We start from the raw sequence: 16,295 nt of genomic DNA, 5'->3' as shown, positions 1-16,295 counted from the left end.
CCGCGCCCGGGCTGGACGGCTTTCCCCGACTCCCAGCCTCGGTCGGTATGGTGAACGCGAGAGCAGTCACAACCGATCCGGCCCGTGGAGCGTGGAATCAATGACTCCCCCAGACAACGAACAACCCGACGACGACGGCGGCACCTTCAAACTGAAGCCCGGCGCCGCAGGCGGCGCACCCGCGCCCGCCCCGTCCAGCGGCGGCGCTGACGAGTCCGGCCTCGACCGCACCATGAAGATCCAGCGCCAAGGCGGCGGCCCGGCGGGTGCAGCGACCCCGCCCCCGCCGCCCTCACCGCTCGGCAACCCGACCGGCCCGGCAGAGCCGAACGTCGCCTCCTTCGCCGAGACCACCGTCATGCCGCAGCAGGGCGGCTCGCAGACCGGCTTCCAGCCCGCCTCGCAGCCCCAGCAGCCCAACCCGCTCGGCAGCCCGGTCCCGCAGCCGCAGGCGCAGCAGCCCTACGGCCAGCAGCCGCAGCCCTTCCCGGGCCCGCCGCCGCAGCAGCAGCCCGGATTCCCGCAGGCCCACCCCGGCGTGCCCCAGGGCGAGGCGCCCACCGGCATCAAGCACATCGGCCTCATGGCGATGGCCGGCGCGGGTGTCGGCCTGGTCTTCAGCATCATCAGCGTGGCCACCTACGGCGTCTTCGCGATGGGCGGCCTCGTCATCAGCGTCCTCGTGGCGGCCGCGTTCGGCTGGTACGGCTGGGCGCTGCCGAAGGGGAAGATCACCTCCGGCGGGCTGCGCCTGACCGGCATCATCCTCATGATGATCGGCGCCGGCGGCTCGCTCATCGCCGCCCTCGGCTCCTTCATCTTCCCGGTCATGCTCATCATGTACCTGATCAATGCCGGGATCTACGGCTACGCCAGCTTCCTGTACATCACGAAGCAGGAGGTCAAGGACTACATCAAGGGCGCTCCGGCGGTGGCCGGCGGCTACCCGCCGGCCGGGTACCCGCAGCAACCGCAGCAGCAGTACGGCCAGCAGCCGCCTCCCGGCTACGGCCAGCCCGGCCCGCAGCAGCCCCAGCAGCAGCCGGGTGCGTACCCGCCGCCGCCTCCGGGCTACCCGCAGCAGGGCCAGCAGCCGCCGCAGGCCCCCTACGGCGGTTAGCCCTACCGCCTCACACCGGACGCGACTAAGCTCACTCGTAAGCAACGGCCGCGGCACGCACGGACCGCCAAGAGCGCCGTGCGGGCCGCGGCCACATGTACGAGGAGGTACATCTATGTCCGCAACCGGGACACCGATCCGGGTGGTCGTCGCGAAAGTCGGCCTCGACGGGCACGACCGGGGCGCGAAGGTCGTGGCGCGGGCACTGCGCGACGCAGGGCTGGAGGTCATCTACACCGGCCTGCACAACTCCCCCGAGCAGGTCGTGGCGACCGCGCTCGCGGAGGACGCCGACGCGATCGGTCTGAGCATTCTCTCCGGCGCGCATATGACGCTGTTCCCGCGAGTGCTGCGACTACTCGACGAAGCGGATGCGCGCGACATCGTGGTCTTCGGCGGCGGCATCATTCCCGAGGAGGATGCGGCGCAACTGCGCGAAGCCGGAGTGGCCGCGATATTCGGCCCCGGCGCCTCGACGCAGGTGATCGCCGAATGGGTGCGCGGGCATGTTCCCTCGCCCGGTGTCGCCTCACCCGATCAGGGCCGCCCTGCGGCCGTCTGACGGCGTTGAGCTGCGAAAACGCCCTCGTTAAAAAATTCTCTGAGAAGACCGTAACCGGCCGCGAGCGCCCTCGTTCTTAATAGTGTCGGACGCAGTGCAATACCGCGGAAGACGCATCGGCAGCGGCTCGATAGGCCGCTATTGCGAAAGGCCGCCGCGGCACCGGAAGTTCACTTCCGGTCGGGTTCGCGGCAATATCGCACGGCTCATAGAGCTGTGCCACAAACTGCCGATGCCCTGTCGATTGAGGGGTGGCGATAGGGCATCGTGCCTAAGGGAGTCAAGCCTTTGAGGGGTGGGCTTGATTCCCGCTAAGGGGACCGGACGCCTGAGGGGTGCGTCCGGTCCCCGCCTCTATGCCCCGCGAATCCCGACACGCCCCGGCGCCCCGTGCCATATCGCCTCCCCGCGCCACATCCGGCCTCAGATGACGGCCGCACCGCCTCACGGTTCACCGCCGCGATTGTGCGGAATGCCTACTTCGGCGCATTCCCCGCCAGACTCGTCACACCGGTCGCCCGCCGCACGCTCCGCCGCACTCGCTAAGGGTTACCCTGCGGGAACGGGCACCTGAACCCGGACCCCGCCCGCCGGCGGGGCGGCCAGGCCGTCCGGTCAAAGAAGACTAGCTAGTGGAGCGGACTCTACAGTGGATCTGTACGAATACCAGGGCCGCGCACTGTTCGCCCGGCACAACGTGCCGGTACTGGACGGCGGCGTCGCCACCACCACGCAGGAGGCCGTGGAGCTCGCTGAGCGCCTCGGTGACCGGGTGGTCGTCAAAGCACAGGTGAAGGTCGGCGGCCGAGGCAAGGCGGGCGGCGTCAAACTCGCCGACAACGTCGACGAGGTCAAGACCCACGCCACCAACATCCTCGGCATGGACATCAAGGGCCACACCGTCGAGAAGGTCATGCTCACCGTGACCGCCGACATCGACCAGGAGTACTACTTCTCCTACCTCCTCGACCGGGCGAACCGCACGTTCCTGTGCATCGCCTCGACGGCGGGCGGCATGGAGATCGAAGAGGTCGCCCACACCGACCCCGACAAGGTCGTGAAGCTCCCGATCGACGCCGGCGTCGGCGTCAACGCGGACATCGCGAACGACATCGTGACCCGCGCCGGGTTCCCCGAGGACCTGCGCACCCAGCTCGTGGACGTGTTCGTCAAGCTCTGGGACGCGTTCGTCACCGAGGACGCGACGCTCGTCGAGGTCAACCCGCTCGTGCGCACGCCCGAGGGCAAGGTCCTCGCGCTCGACGCGAAGGTCACCCTGGACGAGAACGCGGACTTCCGCCACCCCGAGAACGCCGAGTTCGAGGACAAGTCGGCCGTGGACCCGCTCGAGCAGCGCGCCAAGGACTCCGGCCTGAACTACGTGAAGCTCGACGGCTCCGTCGGCATCATCGGCAACGGCGCCGGCCTCGTCATGTCCACCCTCGACGTCGTGTCGTACGCCGGTGAGGCGCACGGCGGCGTCAAGCCCGCGAACTTCCTCGACATCGGCGGCGGCGCCTCTGCCGCCGTGATGGCGAACGGCCTCGAAGTGGTCCTGTCGGACCCGCAGGTCAAGAGCGTGTTCGTGAACATCTTCGGCGGCATCACCGCCTGCGACGAGGTCGCCAACGGCATCCTCGGCGCGCTCAAGACGCTCGCCGACCGCGGTGAGGACGTCACCAAGCCGCTCGTCGCGCGCATCGACGGCAACAACGCCGAGGCCGGCCGCCAGATCCTCGCCGACGCGAACCACCCGCTCATCACCGTGGTCGAGACCATGGACGCCGCAGCCGACAAGGCCGCCGAACTCGCGCACAAGGGGGCCTAGTCAGATGGCAATCTTCCTCAACGAGAACTCCAAGGTCATCGTCCAGGGCATGACCGGCTCCGAGGGCATGAAGCACACCCGCCGCATGCTCAAGGCCGGCACCGAGATCGTCGGCGGCGTGAACCCGCGCAAGGCCGGCACCAAGGTCGACGTCGACGGCGTGAGCCTCCCGGTGTTCGCGTCCGTGGCCGAGGCCATGGCCGAGACCGGCGCCAACACCTCCGTCGTGTTCGTGCCCCCGGCGTTCTGCCGCGACGCCGTCATCGAGGCGATCGACGCCGAGATCGAGCTGGCGATCGTCATCACCGAGGGCATCCCGGTGCACGACTCGGTGAAGTTCTGGAACTACGCCGAGGAGAAGGGCAATAAGACCCGCATCGTCGGCCCGAACTGCCCCGGCATCGCCTCCCCCGGCAAGTCGAACGCGGGCATCACCCCGGCCGACATCACCGGGGCGGGCCCGATCGGCCTCGTCTCGAAGTCGGGCACGCTGACCTACCAGCTCATGTACGAGCTGCGGGACCTCGGCTTCTCGACGTCCGTCGGCATCGGCGGCGACCCGGTCATCGGGACCACCCACATCGACTGCCTCGAGGCGTTCGAAGCGGACCCCGAGACCAAGGCGATCGTCATGATCGGCGAGATCGGCGGCGACGCCGAGGAGCGCGCGGCCGAGTACATCAAGAACCACGTGACGAAGCCGGTCGTCGGCTACATCGCCGGTTTCACCGCCCCCGAGGGCAAGACGATGGGCCACGCGGGCGCCATCATCTCCGGTTCGGCCGGCACCGCCGAGTCGAAGCAGGCGGCCCTCGAGGCCGCCGGCGTCAAGGTCGGCAAGACCCCGAGCGAGACCGCGCGCCTCATGCGCGAGGTCATCGAGAACCTCTAAGGGACGCATAGCGAAGCGAAGGGCCCGGCGGTCTGACCGCCGGGCCTTTCGTCTTGTCCGGTGCAACCCGGCGTCGGGCCGGGCGGCGACGTCGGCACGCTTGCGAACGGCGCGGGCGCTCGGAGCCCGTCGGTGCACGGCGGCGAGCAGCGCACCGGTAGTCGCGGATCAGTAGCATTGCGGGATGCCCGACACCTCTCTCGCCCGTGAGGCGCCCCCTCGCCGGAATGCGGCCCGCACCGCGGGCACCATCGCCTGAGCGCTGCTTCCACTGCTGCTCCCGGGCCTCGGTGCACCGATCGCATGCGCCGTCGGCCTCGCCCGCCGCCCCTCGGCGACCACCATCGTTCCGCTCGTGGTCTACCCGGCCACCTTGGTCGTCTTCTTCGCGTGCGTCTACGCGGTCGGCCCCGGCGAGGACCGGCCCTGGTGGTCGGGCCTGCTCGGCATGACCGCGCTCCTGGCCGCCACCGGCGGAGCCGCCGCGCACCTGCTCGCGATCCGCCGATACGTCTGGGCCCCTGTGGAACCGCGCCCTACGGCACCCAGGGCCCCGAAGCCGGCGCCGCACGGCACCGACTGGGTCGCACCGGCACTGAACCGCGCGGCCCGGCTCCGCGCGACGACGCCCGCCGGCTGGCCGATGCCGACCCCGCGTTGGCCAAGCGCAACGGGGTCGGCCGCCCCGACCTGCCGCGGAGCCTCGACGACGGCGGGCTCGTCGACCTCAACCACGCGCCGGTCGAGGTCCTTCGCGACCTGCCGGGGTTCAATGAGGCGACCGCCCTGCAGGTCCGCGAGCGCGTTGAGCAGCTGGGTCCCTTCCAGAGCCTCGACGAGGTGATCGTCGAGGTCGGGATCGCGCCGGGCTTCGAGAAGCACCTGAGGGAATACGCCCTGCTCTTGCCGTGAAGCGGCGTAACGGGCCCGGGGGGCTCGACCGACCGGCCGGGTGCCGTTCCTCCAATGCGATCCGGCATATTGGTGTGTGCACTAGCCGGGCGGCCAGTAGGTCGCCGTGGAGCGTTGGGAGTGGCCGATGACCGGGACCGTACTGTTCGAGCGGGCGACCGTGCTCGACACCGCCGCGGGCGAACTGGTCCGCGGCCAGCGCGTGCTGGTGCGCGGCAATGAGATCGCCGAAGTCGGACCCGATGTCGAAGCGCCCGAGGGCGCCCGGGTGATCGACGTGGCCGGGCGGACCCTCATGCCGGGCCTCATCGACTGCCATGCGCACGTCAACGCCCACAGTGCGGACCTCGCCGGGCTGGCCGACGAGTCGCCCGCGTACGTCGCGTTGAAGGCCGCCAAGGAGATGCGGGAGATGCTGCACCGCGGCTTCACCACTGTGCGCGACCCCGGCGGCGCGGACTTCGGGCTGCACGAGGCGGTCGTGCAAGGGATTGTGGAGGGCCCGCGCCTGTACTTCGGCGGCAAGGCGCTCTCGCAGACCGGCGGGCACGGCGACGGGCGCCCGCGCGGGCGGCGCGTGCGCGAGGACCACCAGTGCTGCCCCGATCTGAGCACGGTGTGCGACGGCGTTGACGAGGTGCGGCGGGCCGCCCGCGAGCAGCTGCGCACCGGGGCGTTCCACGTGAAGATCATGCTGTCGGGCGGGGTGGCCTCGCCGACCGACCGGATCGACTCGACCCAGTTCTCGATGGAGGAGATCCGCGCGATCGTCGAGGAGGCCGAGGCCGCGAACCGGTACGTGGCCGGGCACGCCTACACGGCGCGGGCGATCAACCGGGGCCTCGCGGCGGGGGTGCGCTCCATCGAGCACGGCAACCTCCTCGACGAGTCCAGTGTGGATCTGTTCCTGGAGCATGACGCGTTCCTGGTGCCCACCTTGGTCACCTACCAGCGCATGGCCGCCGAAGGGGCCGAGCACGGGCTCCCCGCGGCCAGCATCGCGAAGAACCCGATCGTCCTCGACGCGGGCCTGCGCGCCCTCGAACTCGCCCACCGCGCGGGCGTCAACATCTGCTACGGCTCCGACCTCCTCGGCGGTATGCGCCGGCACCAGCTGCTGGAGTTCACGATCCGCGGCGCGGTGCTCCCTGCGGCCGCCGTCATCCGCTCAGCCACGGTCACCGCCGCAAGGCTGCTCAAGGAGGAGGGACGCCTCGGCCAGGTCGTCCCCGGCGCCCTCGCCGACCTGCTCGTCATCGACGGCGACCCTCTCGCGGACCTCGCCGTCCTCACCGATCCCGGAGCGAACCTGCGGCTGATCATGCAGGACGGCGAGGTGAAAGCGGACCGGCTCACGGGCTCGCGCTGATCCTGGAGGCACCCGGGTCGGGGTGTTTATGCTGGGTCCCCCACCCCCTTTTCCCGGCAGCCGTGAGGAACCCGATGCCCGCAGGACAGCTCATCGCCGACCGGTACCGGCTCGACGCGCTCATCGGCGCCGGCGGCATGGGCGAGGTGTGGCGGGCGTTCGACACCGGGCTGCGCCGCGACGTCGCCATCAAACTGCTGCACCGCGGCGGCTTCGAAGGCGCGGCAGCGGCCCATGCCCGGTTCGTGCGCGAAGCGCAGGCCGTGGCCCGCCTCCGCCACCCCGGCATCGCAGTCCTGCACGACTACGGGGAGGACACCGGCCCCGACGACACCCGGTCCTACCTCGTCATGGAGTACGTGGAAGGCCGGCCGCTCAGCGCCGTCCTCGCCGACGGGCCGCTGCCGCCCGGCGAGGCGATGCGCCTGTGCGCCGAGATCGCCGACGCCCTCGCGACCGCCCACGGCTCCGGCGTCATCCACCGCGACATCAAGCCCGCCAACATCATCGTCGGCACCGACTCCCACGCCCGCCTCGTCGACTTCGGCATCGCCCTCCTCTCCGACGAGACCGCCCTCACCGGACCCGACGTGCGGCTCGGCACCCTCACCTACGCCTCCCCCGAGCAGATCGACGGCGCGCCGCTCACACCCGCCGGCGACCTGTACTCGCTCGGCGTCGTCGCCTACGAATGCCTCAGCGGCCAACCGCCGTTCACCGGGCCGACCCTCTCCCCGGTCGTCCACGGCCACCTGCACCGACCACCGCCGGAACTCCCCGCGACCGTCCCCGACGACGCCCGCGCCGTCGTCATGCGGGCCCTGGAGAAGAACCCCGCCCAGCGGTGGCGCGACGCGGCCGACCTCGCCGCCGCCTGCCGCGGCGACAACCCGGACACCCCCGAATCCACCCTCCCCCTGCCGCGGCCCGGGGCCGCCCGCACGACGCGCCGCCGCACCCTCCTGGCCGCCGCCATCGGCACCCCCGTCGCAGCCGGGGCCGCAGCCGCCGCCTGGTGGCTCAACACCACCCGGCAACGCGACGACGGCGCCTCGACCGAAGAGGCCGCCGTACCGACCACCGTCGTCCTCCCCCACGACGGACTCCTCCTCACCGCCCACGACACCCCGATCGCCGCAATGACCCCCGCGCCCGGCGCAGCCGGGCCGGTGCTCTACACCGCGGCGGGAACCGAACTGCGGCTCTGGGACCTCAACCTCGGCACGGCACTCGGAGCGACCGAGGTCGAGCACCCGGTCACCGCCCTGCTCCTCGCACCCGTCCCGGGCGGCCGCGCCCGCGTGATCGCCGTCGACCGCGCATCAGGAGTGCACGTCGCCGAACCCGGAAGCACCGAGTTCACCAAGATCGGCACCGGCGACTTCGACACCGCCGCGGCCACCTACGCGCCCCACGTCCGCAACGACGCCACACTGCTCACCGCCATGACCCCGACCGGCTGCGCCACAATCGACCTCGACACCGGCGCCCCCGGCCAGGGCATGACCCTCCAGCCCGGGTTCATCGACCACGCCGCCCTCGCCCCCAACAGGGGCGAACTCGCCGTCGCCCACGCCGAACCCGACGGCGCGGTCACCCTCCACCACCCCGCCGACGGCTCCATCCGCGGACGCGTGCCGCCCCACGCCGACTGGCGGCCCGAAACCGCCCGCACCGCCGGCCTCTGGATCGCCCAAGCCGCAGACGGCAGCCCGCGCGGATTCGTGTACAACGCGACCGACCAGCACTACTACCAAATCGACCTCTGGACCTACGAATCCATCGGCGGACCACTCCCGCTCGCCCCGATCGACGCCCCCCACGACACCTGGCTCCTGCCCAGCGGGAACGGCGACGCCATCCTCACCATCGAGAACGGCCTCCCCGTCCTCGCCGGCACCGACGAAGGCGACCGGCGGGAACTCACCGCACCCGGCGAACCGCACCCCGTCGCCCTCGCCTCCCTCATCGCCCCCGACCAGCGCACCGCCCTCATCGGATACGACGACGGCACCGTCAGAACATGGCGACTCGCCTGACCACGCAAGGAACCCTGTTGATCACCAGCCCCATGACCATCATCCCCAAGACCGGATTCGCCTTCGCCCGGTTCGGAGAGACCCGGTCGGAACACCGCAGCCGACTCGGCGAATACGAAGCCTGGCAACGAGACCTGACGGCGACCGCCGACACCGACCTCTACCTCCCCACCCTGGTGTCCCTCGACTACGACGACACGGACCGGCTCAACTTCATCGAAGTCATGAACGACGAGATCGAAGTCCTCTACGAAGGCGTCCCACTCCTGAACCAGCCCGAACAGCAGGCCATCGCCGCACTCACCGACCTCACCGGACTGCCACCGCTCAAGAGCGCCGGCATGTACGCCGTCCCCGAACTGGGCATGCGCCTGCGATGCGACTACGACGGCGAACTCGACGACTACACCGTCAAGAACATCGGACTCATGCCCGAAGAGACCCACCCGGGCTTCCTGCGCGACTAAAGCGACCGGCGCGGGCGGGATGCACCCCCCGCCCGCGCCGTCCATTCGTTCGTTCGCTTACAGATCGAAGTGGCAAGCGACCTTGTGACCGCTCGCCGCCTCCCGCCACTCAGGCTCCACCTCAGCGCAGATGTCCTCCGCCCAAGGGCAGCGCGTGCGGAAACGACAACCCGACGGCGGATTCGCCGGCGACGGCAGGTCACCCTTCAAAATGATCCGCTCACGGCTCGCCTCGACCTCCGGATCAGGCTGCGGCACAGCCGAAAGCAGCGCCTTCGTGTACGGATGCCGCGGGCGCTCATAGATCGTCTCCGAGTCCGCCTCCTCCACCAGCTTCCCGAGGTACATGACCCCGACCCGGTCGGAGAGGTGCCGCACCACCGCGAGATCGTGCGCGATCACCAGATACGTCAACCCGAACTCGTCCTGCAACTCATCGAGCAGGTTCATCACCTGCGCCTGGATCGACACGTCCAGCGCACTCACCGGCTCGTCGCACACGATCAAGTCCGGACGCAGCATCAACGCCCGCGCGATACCCAGGCGCTGGCGCTGACCGCCCGAGAACTCGTGCGGGAACCGCTCCAGCACCGACTTCGGCAGACCCACCGCATCGAGCGTCTCGACCGCCAGCTTGCGCCGCTCGGCCTTCGACCCGACCCCGTGGACCTTCAACGGCTCCGACAGCAGCATGTCCACATTGTGCCGAGGATTCAGCGAACCCAGCGGATCCTGGAACACCATCTGCATCCGCGACCTGAAACGGCGCAGACGCTCGCCCTTCATCGCCGTCACCTCGTCACCGCCGAGCCGCACCCGGCCCCCCGTCGGCTCCTCCAGCCGCAGCACCGCCCGACCGAACGTCGTCTTGCCGCAACCCGACTCGCCCACCAGGCCGTACGTGCCGCCCGCATCGATCTGCAGGCCGACCCCGTCGACCGCCTGCACATGCCCCACGGTGCGCTCCACCACGATCCCGCGCCGGATCGGGAAATGGACCTTCAGATCCTCCACCTCGAGCAGCGGCGTCGAAGCGGCAGGCGTTGCGGCAGTGGACAAATCAGGCTCCTCCGTGCGCTGCGCGGGCACGTGCGGCTCCGCGTCCTGCTCAGTGCTCATGCGATCTCCTCGGCCATGACGCAGCGGTGCGCGTGCACCGCCCCGACCAGTGCGGGCTCGCCCTCGACGCAGGGCGCGGCGACCCGGTCGCAGCGCGGCGCGAACGCGCAGCCGTCCCGCCAGCGGATCACATCCGCGATCGAACCGCGGATCGGCGTCAACGGCTCATGAATCGGAAGATCAAGGCGCGGAATCGAACCGAGCAGCCCGATCGTGTAAGGATGCGTCGGCCGCCGGAACAGCTCCCGCACCGGCGCCGACTCGACCACACGCCCCGAATACAGCACGTTCACCTCATCGCAGATCCCCGCGACCACACCGAGGTCGTGCGTGATCATCAGCAGCGCCGTCCCCTCGGCCTCCACAAGGTCCTTCAGGAGCTCGAGGATCTGCGCCTGGATCGTCACGTCGAGCGCCGTCGTCGGCTCATCGGCGATCAACAGCCTCGGCGCGCACGCGACCGCGATCGCGATGAGCACGCGCTGGCGCATGCCGCCCGAGAGCTGGTGCGGGTACTCCTTGAGGCGGCGGGCCGGGTCGGGGATGCCGACGCGGTCGAGCAGGTGCGAGGCCTCCTTCGTCGCCTTGTCGCCCTTGAGGCCGCGGTGGCGTTCGAGGACCTCGGTGATCTGGCGTCCGATCGGCACGACCGGGTTGAGGCTCGACAGCGGGTCCTGGAAGACCATGGCGAGGTCCTTGCCGCGCCGGCGGCGCATCGCGGCCGGCGCGAGCGACAGGAGGTCGGTGCCGTCGAAGACGGCCCGCCCGTCGACCTCCGCGCCGCCGCGGCGCCGGCCGCCGACCGCGGCGACGGACTGCAGGGCGACCGCGGTCGCCTTCAGTCCACTGTCGACAGGAGTGGAGGCGGCGGCCTGGACGGTCTGGCGGGCCCTGCGGCCGCGGGGCTTCGGCAGGAGCCCCATGATCGCCAGGCTCGTCACCGACTTGCCGCAGCCGGACTCGCCGACGAGCCCGACCACCTTCCCTTCCGGGACCGAGAAGGACACGCCGTCGACGGCGGTGGACGCCCCGAAGGCGACCCGCAGGTCTTCGACTTCGAGCAGTGCCACTATTCCTGCCTCCGCAGTCTCGGGTCGAGCGATTCGCGCATGGCCTCGCCCAGGAGGGTGAAGCCGAGCGCCGTGACGATGATGCCGACGGCCGGGTAGATCGCCAGTTGCGGTGCGCCCGAGAGGAACCGCTGCGCGTCGGCGAGCATCGTGCCCCACTCGGCGCTGCCCGGGTCGGGGTTGCCGAGGCCCAGGTACGAGAGCGCGGCGGCCTCGATGATCGCCGTCGCCAGCACCAGCGTCGCCTGGACGATCACCGGCCCCAGCGAGTTCGGCAGGATGTGCGAGACCACGATCCGTCCCTTGGGGACACCGATGGCGATCGCCGCGAGCACGTAGTCCGAATGGGCCTGCGCCAGCATCGAACCGCGCAGCAGCCGCGCGAAGATCGGGATCTGCGCGACGCCGACCGCGATCATCACCGTCCGCAGCGACGGCCCCAGCAGCGCCGCGACGCTCAACGCCAGGAGCAGCATCGGGATCGCCAGCGCCACGTCGACGGCGCGCATGATGACGGCTTCGAGGCGTTCGCCCCAGCGCCCGCCGAACGTGCCCGCAGCAGCGGCGACACCGCCGATGAACGCGCCCGCGACGAACCCGATGAGCGTCGCCACGACACCGACGAGCAGCGTCTGCCGGGCACCGACGATCATGCGGGAGAACATGTCCCGGCCCAGGTGGTCGAGGCCGAACCAGTTCTCCGGGCGCGGGCCCGGGAAGATGTTCCGGTTCAGGAAGACCTCGCGGCCCCAGGTCTGGGCCGTCGGGTCGTAGGGTGCGACCCACGGGCCGACGACCGCCACGAGCACGAACAGGCCCACGATGACCGCGCCGGTGATCGCCATCGGCGAGCGGCGCATCCGGCGGATCGACTGCCGCCACAGGGAACCGGTCCTGGCGTCCCGGGCGGTGGCGTTGGCCTCGATGAGCCGGTCGAGCTTCTCGATTTTCGCGATGGTCATTTGCGCACCCGCACTCTCGGGTCGAGCAGGCCGTACGACAGGTCCACGATGAGGTTGATGACCACGTAGAACACGGCGATGACGAGGATGAAGCCCATGAGCGCCGGGTAGTCGCGCTCGGTCGTCGCCTGGTAGACGAACGAGCCGATGCCGCCGAACGCGAACACGCTCTCGGTGAGCACCGCGCCCGCGAAGAGGCTGCCCAGCAGCAGGCCGATGATCGTGGCGATGGGCAGCATCGCGTTCCGCATGACGTGGCGGCCGCGGACGGTGGAGGGCTTGAGGCCCTTGGCGTCCGCGGTGCGCACGTAGTCCTCGCCGACCACGTCGAGCACGCTCGCGCGGGTGATGCGGACGATGACCGCGAGCGGGATCGACGAGAGCGCGATCGCGGGCAGGATGAGGTGCTTCACCGCGTCCCAGGCGATGTCGAGCTCGCCGGTGATGAGCCCGTCCAGTACGCGCAGGCCCGTCACTTCGGTGAAGTCGGCGCCGGCGGTCAGGCGGAACGTCGTCGGCAGCCACCCGAGCTCCTGCGCGAACACCACTTTCAGCATGGCGGCCAGGAAGAAGATCGGGATGCAGGTGCCCAGGAGCGAGCCGGAGACGGTGCTGAAGTCGATCCAGGTGCCGCGGCGCTTCGCCGCGAGGTACCCGAGCGGGATGCCCAGGCCGACGGCGATGAGCATGGCGGCCAAGGAGAGTTCGACGGTGGCGGGCAGGCGTTCGGCGAGCTCCGTCGCGATCGGACGCCCGCTCGACAGCGAGGAGCCGAAGTCGAGGCGGACGATCCGGGAGAGGAACTCGCCGTACTGGGTCCAGACCGGCTCGTCCAGACCCAGGGCGGCCCGCAGCGCCTCCCGCTGCTGGTCCGTGGCGTTCTCGGGGAGCAGCCGGTTCTCGGGTCCGCCCGGGAGGGCTTTGAACCACGCGAACAGGAGCAGTGAGAGTCCCAAGAGCGCCACGGACAGCTGCAGGAGGCGCTTAACGGTGTAGCGCAGCATATTCGGCTGTAATCGTTCCGGTCAGGAGCCGGTGGTGAAGTAGACCTGCGAGAAGTCCTCCCGCGTCAGCGGGGAGACGTCCGGCGGGTACACGTCCGGGGCGAACGCGATCGACGGCGGCGAGGACGAGATCGGCAGGCCCGGCAGCTCCTCCATCACGGCCTCGTTCGCGGTCTTCCACAGGTCCACGCGGGTGGCCTGGTCGGGCTCGGTGTTCGCGGCGGCGATCGCGTCGAACACCTCCTGGTTGTCGAAGCCCCATTCGGTGGACTCGGTGGCGAACCAGGTGCCGAGGAAGTTGTACGGGTCGGCGAAGTCGCCGGTCCAGCCCAGCAGGTACAGCGGGCATTCGCCGGAGCGGGTGGTCGGGATGTAGTCGACCCACGTGATCGGCTTGGCCTCCACCGTGACTCCTGCGGCCTGCAGGTCGGAGGAGATCATGTCGAAGATGTCCTTCGGCGCCGGCATGTACGGCCGGGTCACGTCGGTCGGGTAGCAGAAGGTGATGGTGAGGTCTTCCGCGCCCGCGTCGGCGAGCATCTGCTTGGCCTTCTCGGCGTCGTAGTCGTAGGTGGCGACGTCCTCCGAGTACCCCTCGAGGCTCGGGGGAATGAACTGGGTGGCGACCATGCCGCCGGCCGGGAGCACCGAGTTGACGATGCGCTCGCGGTCGATGGCGTAGGAGAGGGCCTCGCGGACGGCGTGGTCCTCGAGCGGGGCGTGGCTCTGCGTGTACGCGAGGTACAGCAGGTTGAAGACGCCGCGGACGGGCACCTGGTAGCCGTCCTCGATGAGCGCCTGCGCGTCGGCCGGGGCGGCGAGGTCGTAGCCGTGGATGTCCCCGGCCACGAGGGCCTGGCGGCGGGCGGTCTCGTCCGAAATGGTCTTGAAGATGACCGTCTTGACCTTCGCGGGCTCGCCGAAGTACTCGTCGTTGCGGGTGAGGACGACCTCCTGCGAGCTGTGGTCCCAGCTCTCGAGCTTGTAGGGCCCGGTGCCGGCGAGGGTGCCGACGGTCTGGGTGTACTCCGGCAGCGGCGAGTCGGCCGCGGGGATCGCGGCGTCGGCGACGGCGTCGATCGAGGCCGGGCTGATGATCGAGAGCGATTCGAGGGTGAACGCGCCCGGGAAGCTCGAGGTGTACTTGCTCAGGCTGATGGTCGCGTCGAGGCCGTCTGCGGTGCAGCCCTCGTAGATCGACTCGGTCTCGATGCCCATGGCCGGGTCGTTCTCGGCGAAGCCGCCGAAGACCGACGAGTAGTAGTACGTGAAGTTCGGGGACTGGTAGCCCGCCTTGAAGTTCGCCCAGCGGTCGAAGTTCTTGCACACGGCGGCGCCGTCGAGGGGCTGCCCGTCGTGGAAGGTCACGCCCTCACGCAGGTGGAACGTCCACTCCGTGCCTTCCTCGTTCTGCTCGTAGGACTCGGCGAGACCGGGGACGGTGTCGGTGCAGTCGGCGTCCAGGAGGGTGTCGAAGACCTGGCGGTTGACGCGGAACGTCTCGCCGTCGGAGGCGAGGATCGGGTCGAGGCTGGTCGGGTCGCCAGGGGTGCCGAAGACGAACGGCTCCGAGTCGTTCCTGGCCGTGTCGGCGGCGGGTTCGCCGTCGGTGCGTTCAGGACACGAGAAGTCGAAGTCCTCGGCGGAGTCGGCGTCCCCGCCGGTCTCACCGTCGGAGCCGCAGGCGGCGAGCAGGCCCAATGTCATTGCGGCGCCCGCCGCTGCGGCCAGAGCGCGCCTGATTGGGGTTGGTGACATGCGCATAGGTTGTCTCACCCGTCGGTCGTTGGGTATTCGGAGGTAGAGACAGCGTAAGTCCAGGTGAGTTACACCACTGTTAAGCGTTATGTGATCGTGACCGTTTCGGCGAATATTGTTACCCAAATCGTAAGGATCGCATCGAAGTGAATCCCGTTGCGCCACAAGGGAACCCAAAACGGCCCCGCCTGGCGCGCCGTAACGGAGCGCAAACCTGCCAATTACAGCCCGCCGCGCCCCAACGGCTCCGGGCTCCGCAAGCCGCTTCAAGCTCACCCGCTTCGCACGCCGACAGCCGCCGCCCACTTCGCGTTCCGGACGATGCCTGCCGCCCCCGCCCCGGCTCCCGGGTCCGGTCTTCCGACCTCGCCGGCTTTCCAACCAGGGCCGCGGCTTTCCAAGCGGGGCCCGGCTTTCCGACCCCTCTGGCATTCCGACCAAGGACGCGGCTTTCCGACCTCGCTAGTCGACGTCGCGCCGACCCGAGAACGCCCGGCCGAGTGTCACCTCGTCCGCGTACTCGAGGTCGCCGCCCACGGGCAGGCCGCTCGCGAGCCGGGTCACCTTGAACCCCATGGGCTTGATGAGCATCGCCAGGTAGGTGGCGGTCGCCTCGCCCTCGGTGTTCGGGTCCGTGGCCAGGATCAGCTCCTTCGTCTCTCCCTTTTGGAGGCGGATCATGAGCTGGCGGATGCGCAGGTCGTCCGGCCCGATGCCCTCGAGCGGGTTGATCGCCCCGCCCAGCACGTGGTACCTGCCCCGGAACTCGCCGGTGCGCTCGATCGCGAGCACGTCCTTGGGTTCCTCGACGACGCAGATGAGCGCCTCGGACCGGCGCGGGTCCCGGCAGATGCCGCACTGCTCGGCCTCGGTCACATTGCCGCAGGTCTCGCAGAAGCGCACCTGGGCCTTGACCCGCTCAAGCGCGGAAGTGAGGCGCTCGACATCGACGCTCTCGGAAGCGAGCAGATGGAAGGCCAGCCGCTGGGCGCTCTTCGGCCCGATGCCCGGGAGCTGCCCCAGCTCTTCGATGAGGTCGCCCAAAGCCCCGTCGTACAAGGATCTCTCTTTTCCTGCGGCTCGTTCGTGATCGATTTGGGGGTGGCGGCTGATGAACGGCGCGAACGCGCCGGGGCCCTTGGGGCCCTGGGGTCGTGCGGCCTACCTGCCGGAAGGCGCCGGGGCCCAGGAGG

General features: G+C 70.0%; 14 protein-coding genes. 8 read left to right on the top strand and 6 right to left on the bottom strand.

Annotated features, from left to right (window positions below):
- Positions 1 to 100 precede the first annotated feature (100 nt).
- The 8 genes from AB0I03_RS14455 to AB0I03_RS14420 all read left to right on the top strand — a co-directional run bounded on the left by AB0I03_RS14455 (position 101) and on the right by AB0I03_RS14420 (position 9,189).
- A complete protein-coding gene (locus AB0I03_RS14455; RefSeq protein WP_360411908.1) occupies positions 101 to 1,120 on the top strand; it encodes a hypothetical protein in 1,020 nt (339 codons plus the stop codon).
- 115 nt (positions 1,121 to 1,235) lie between these two features.
- A complete protein-coding gene (locus AB0I03_RS14450; protein WP_270117170.1) occupies positions 1,236 to 1,682 on the top strand; it encodes a cobalamin B12-binding domain-containing protein in 447 nt (148 codons plus the stop codon).
- A 649-nt stretch (positions 1,683 to 2,331) separates the two neighbouring features.
- Positions 2,332 to 3,510 carry an ADP-forming succinate--CoA ligase subunit beta gene (gene sucC / locus AB0I03_RS14445; RefSeq protein WP_360411904.1) on the top strand — a complete coding sequence of 393 codons (1,179 nt, stop codon included), beginning with the start codon at positions 2,332 to 2,334 and terminating at the stop codon, positions 3,508 to 3,510.
- Positions 3,511 to 3,514: 4 nt separating this feature from the next.
- Positions 3,515 to 4,402 carry a succinate--CoA ligase subunit alpha gene (gene sucD, locus AB0I03_RS14440; RefSeq protein WP_360411901.1) on the top strand — a complete coding sequence of 296 codons (888 nt, stop codon included), beginning with the start codon at positions 3,515 to 3,517 and terminating at the stop codon, positions 4,400 to 4,402.
- A 657-nt stretch (positions 4,403 to 5,059) separates the two neighbouring features.
- A complete protein-coding gene (locus tag AB0I03_RS14435) occupies positions 5,060 to 5,314 on the top strand; it encodes a helix-hairpin-helix domain-containing protein (RefSeq protein ID WP_360411898.1) in 255 nt (84 codons plus the stop codon).
- 127 nt (positions 5,315 to 5,441) lie between these two features.
- Complete coding sequence (locus AB0I03_RS14430; protein WP_360411895.1) at positions 5,442 to 6,683, top strand: amidohydrolase family protein; 1,242 nt, start codon at positions 5,442 to 5,444, stop codon at positions 6,681 to 6,683.
- A 74-nt stretch (positions 6,684 to 6,757) separates the two neighbouring features.
- A complete protein-coding gene (locus AB0I03_RS14425; RefSeq protein ID WP_360411892.1) occupies positions 6,758 to 8,722 on the top strand; it encodes a serine/threonine-protein kinase in 1,965 nt (654 codons plus the stop codon).
- Positions 8,723 to 8,739: 17 nt separating this feature from the next.
- A complete protein-coding gene (locus AB0I03_RS14420; protein WP_360411889.1) occupies positions 8,740 to 9,189 on the top strand; it encodes a hypothetical protein in 450 nt (149 codons plus the stop codon).
- A 57-nt stretch (positions 9,190 to 9,246) separates the two neighbouring features.
- Here AB0I03_RS14420 and AB0I03_RS14415 read toward each other — a convergent pair whose 3' ends face one another.
- The 6 genes from AB0I03_RS14415 to recR all read right to left on the bottom strand — a co-directional run bounded on the left by AB0I03_RS14415 (position 9,247) and on the right by recR (position 16,161).
- A complete protein-coding gene (locus tag AB0I03_RS14415) occupies positions 9,247 to 10,308 on the bottom strand; it encodes an ABC transporter ATP-binding protein (protein ID WP_360411886.1) in 1,062 nt (353 codons plus the stop codon).
- Positions 10,305 to 11,378, bottom strand: a complete 1,074-nt coding sequence (locus AB0I03_RS14410) for an ABC transporter ATP-binding protein (RefSeq protein ID WP_360411883.1) — start codon at positions 11,376 to 11,378, stop codon at positions 10,305 to 10,307. Before AB0I03_RS14410 ends, AB0I03_RS14415 begins: the two co-directional genes overlap by 4 nt.
- On the bottom strand, positions 11,378 to 12,340 hold the full coding sequence (locus AB0I03_RS14405) for an ABC transporter permease (protein WP_360411880.1): 963 nt from the start codon (positions 12,338 to 12,340) through the stop codon (positions 11,378 to 11,380). Before AB0I03_RS14405 ends, AB0I03_RS14410 begins: the two co-directional genes overlap by 1 nt.
- Positions 12,337 to 13,344 (bottom strand): ABC transporter permease, encoded by a 1,008-nt coding sequence (locus tag AB0I03_RS14400; RefSeq protein ID WP_360411877.1) that lies wholly within the window; start codon positions 13,342 to 13,344, stop codon positions 12,337 to 12,339. Before AB0I03_RS14400 ends, AB0I03_RS14405 begins: the two co-directional genes overlap by 4 nt.
- Positions 13,345 to 13,365: 21 nt before the next feature.
- Positions 13,366 to 15,102, bottom strand: a complete 1,737-nt coding sequence (locus AB0I03_RS14395) for an ABC transporter substrate-binding protein (protein ID WP_360411874.1) — start codon at positions 15,100 to 15,102, stop codon at positions 13,366 to 13,368.
- Between the two features lie 462 nt (positions 15,103 to 15,564).
- Positions 15,565 to 16,161: a recombination mediator RecR gene (recR, locus tag AB0I03_RS14390; RefSeq protein ID WP_360411871.1), complete on the bottom strand. Its 597-nt coding sequence runs from the start codon at positions 16,159 to 16,161 to the stop codon at positions 15,565 to 15,567.
- Positions 16,162 to 16,295: the final 134 nt, after the last annotated feature.

The sequence above is a fragment of the Glycomyces sp. NPDC021274 genome, assembly GCF_040641195.1.
Taxonomy (GTDB): domain Bacteria; phylum Actinomycetota; class Actinomycetes; order Mycobacteriales; family Micromonosporaceae; genus Glycomyces.
This window is presented reverse-complemented; position numbering and strand designations above follow the sequence as displayed.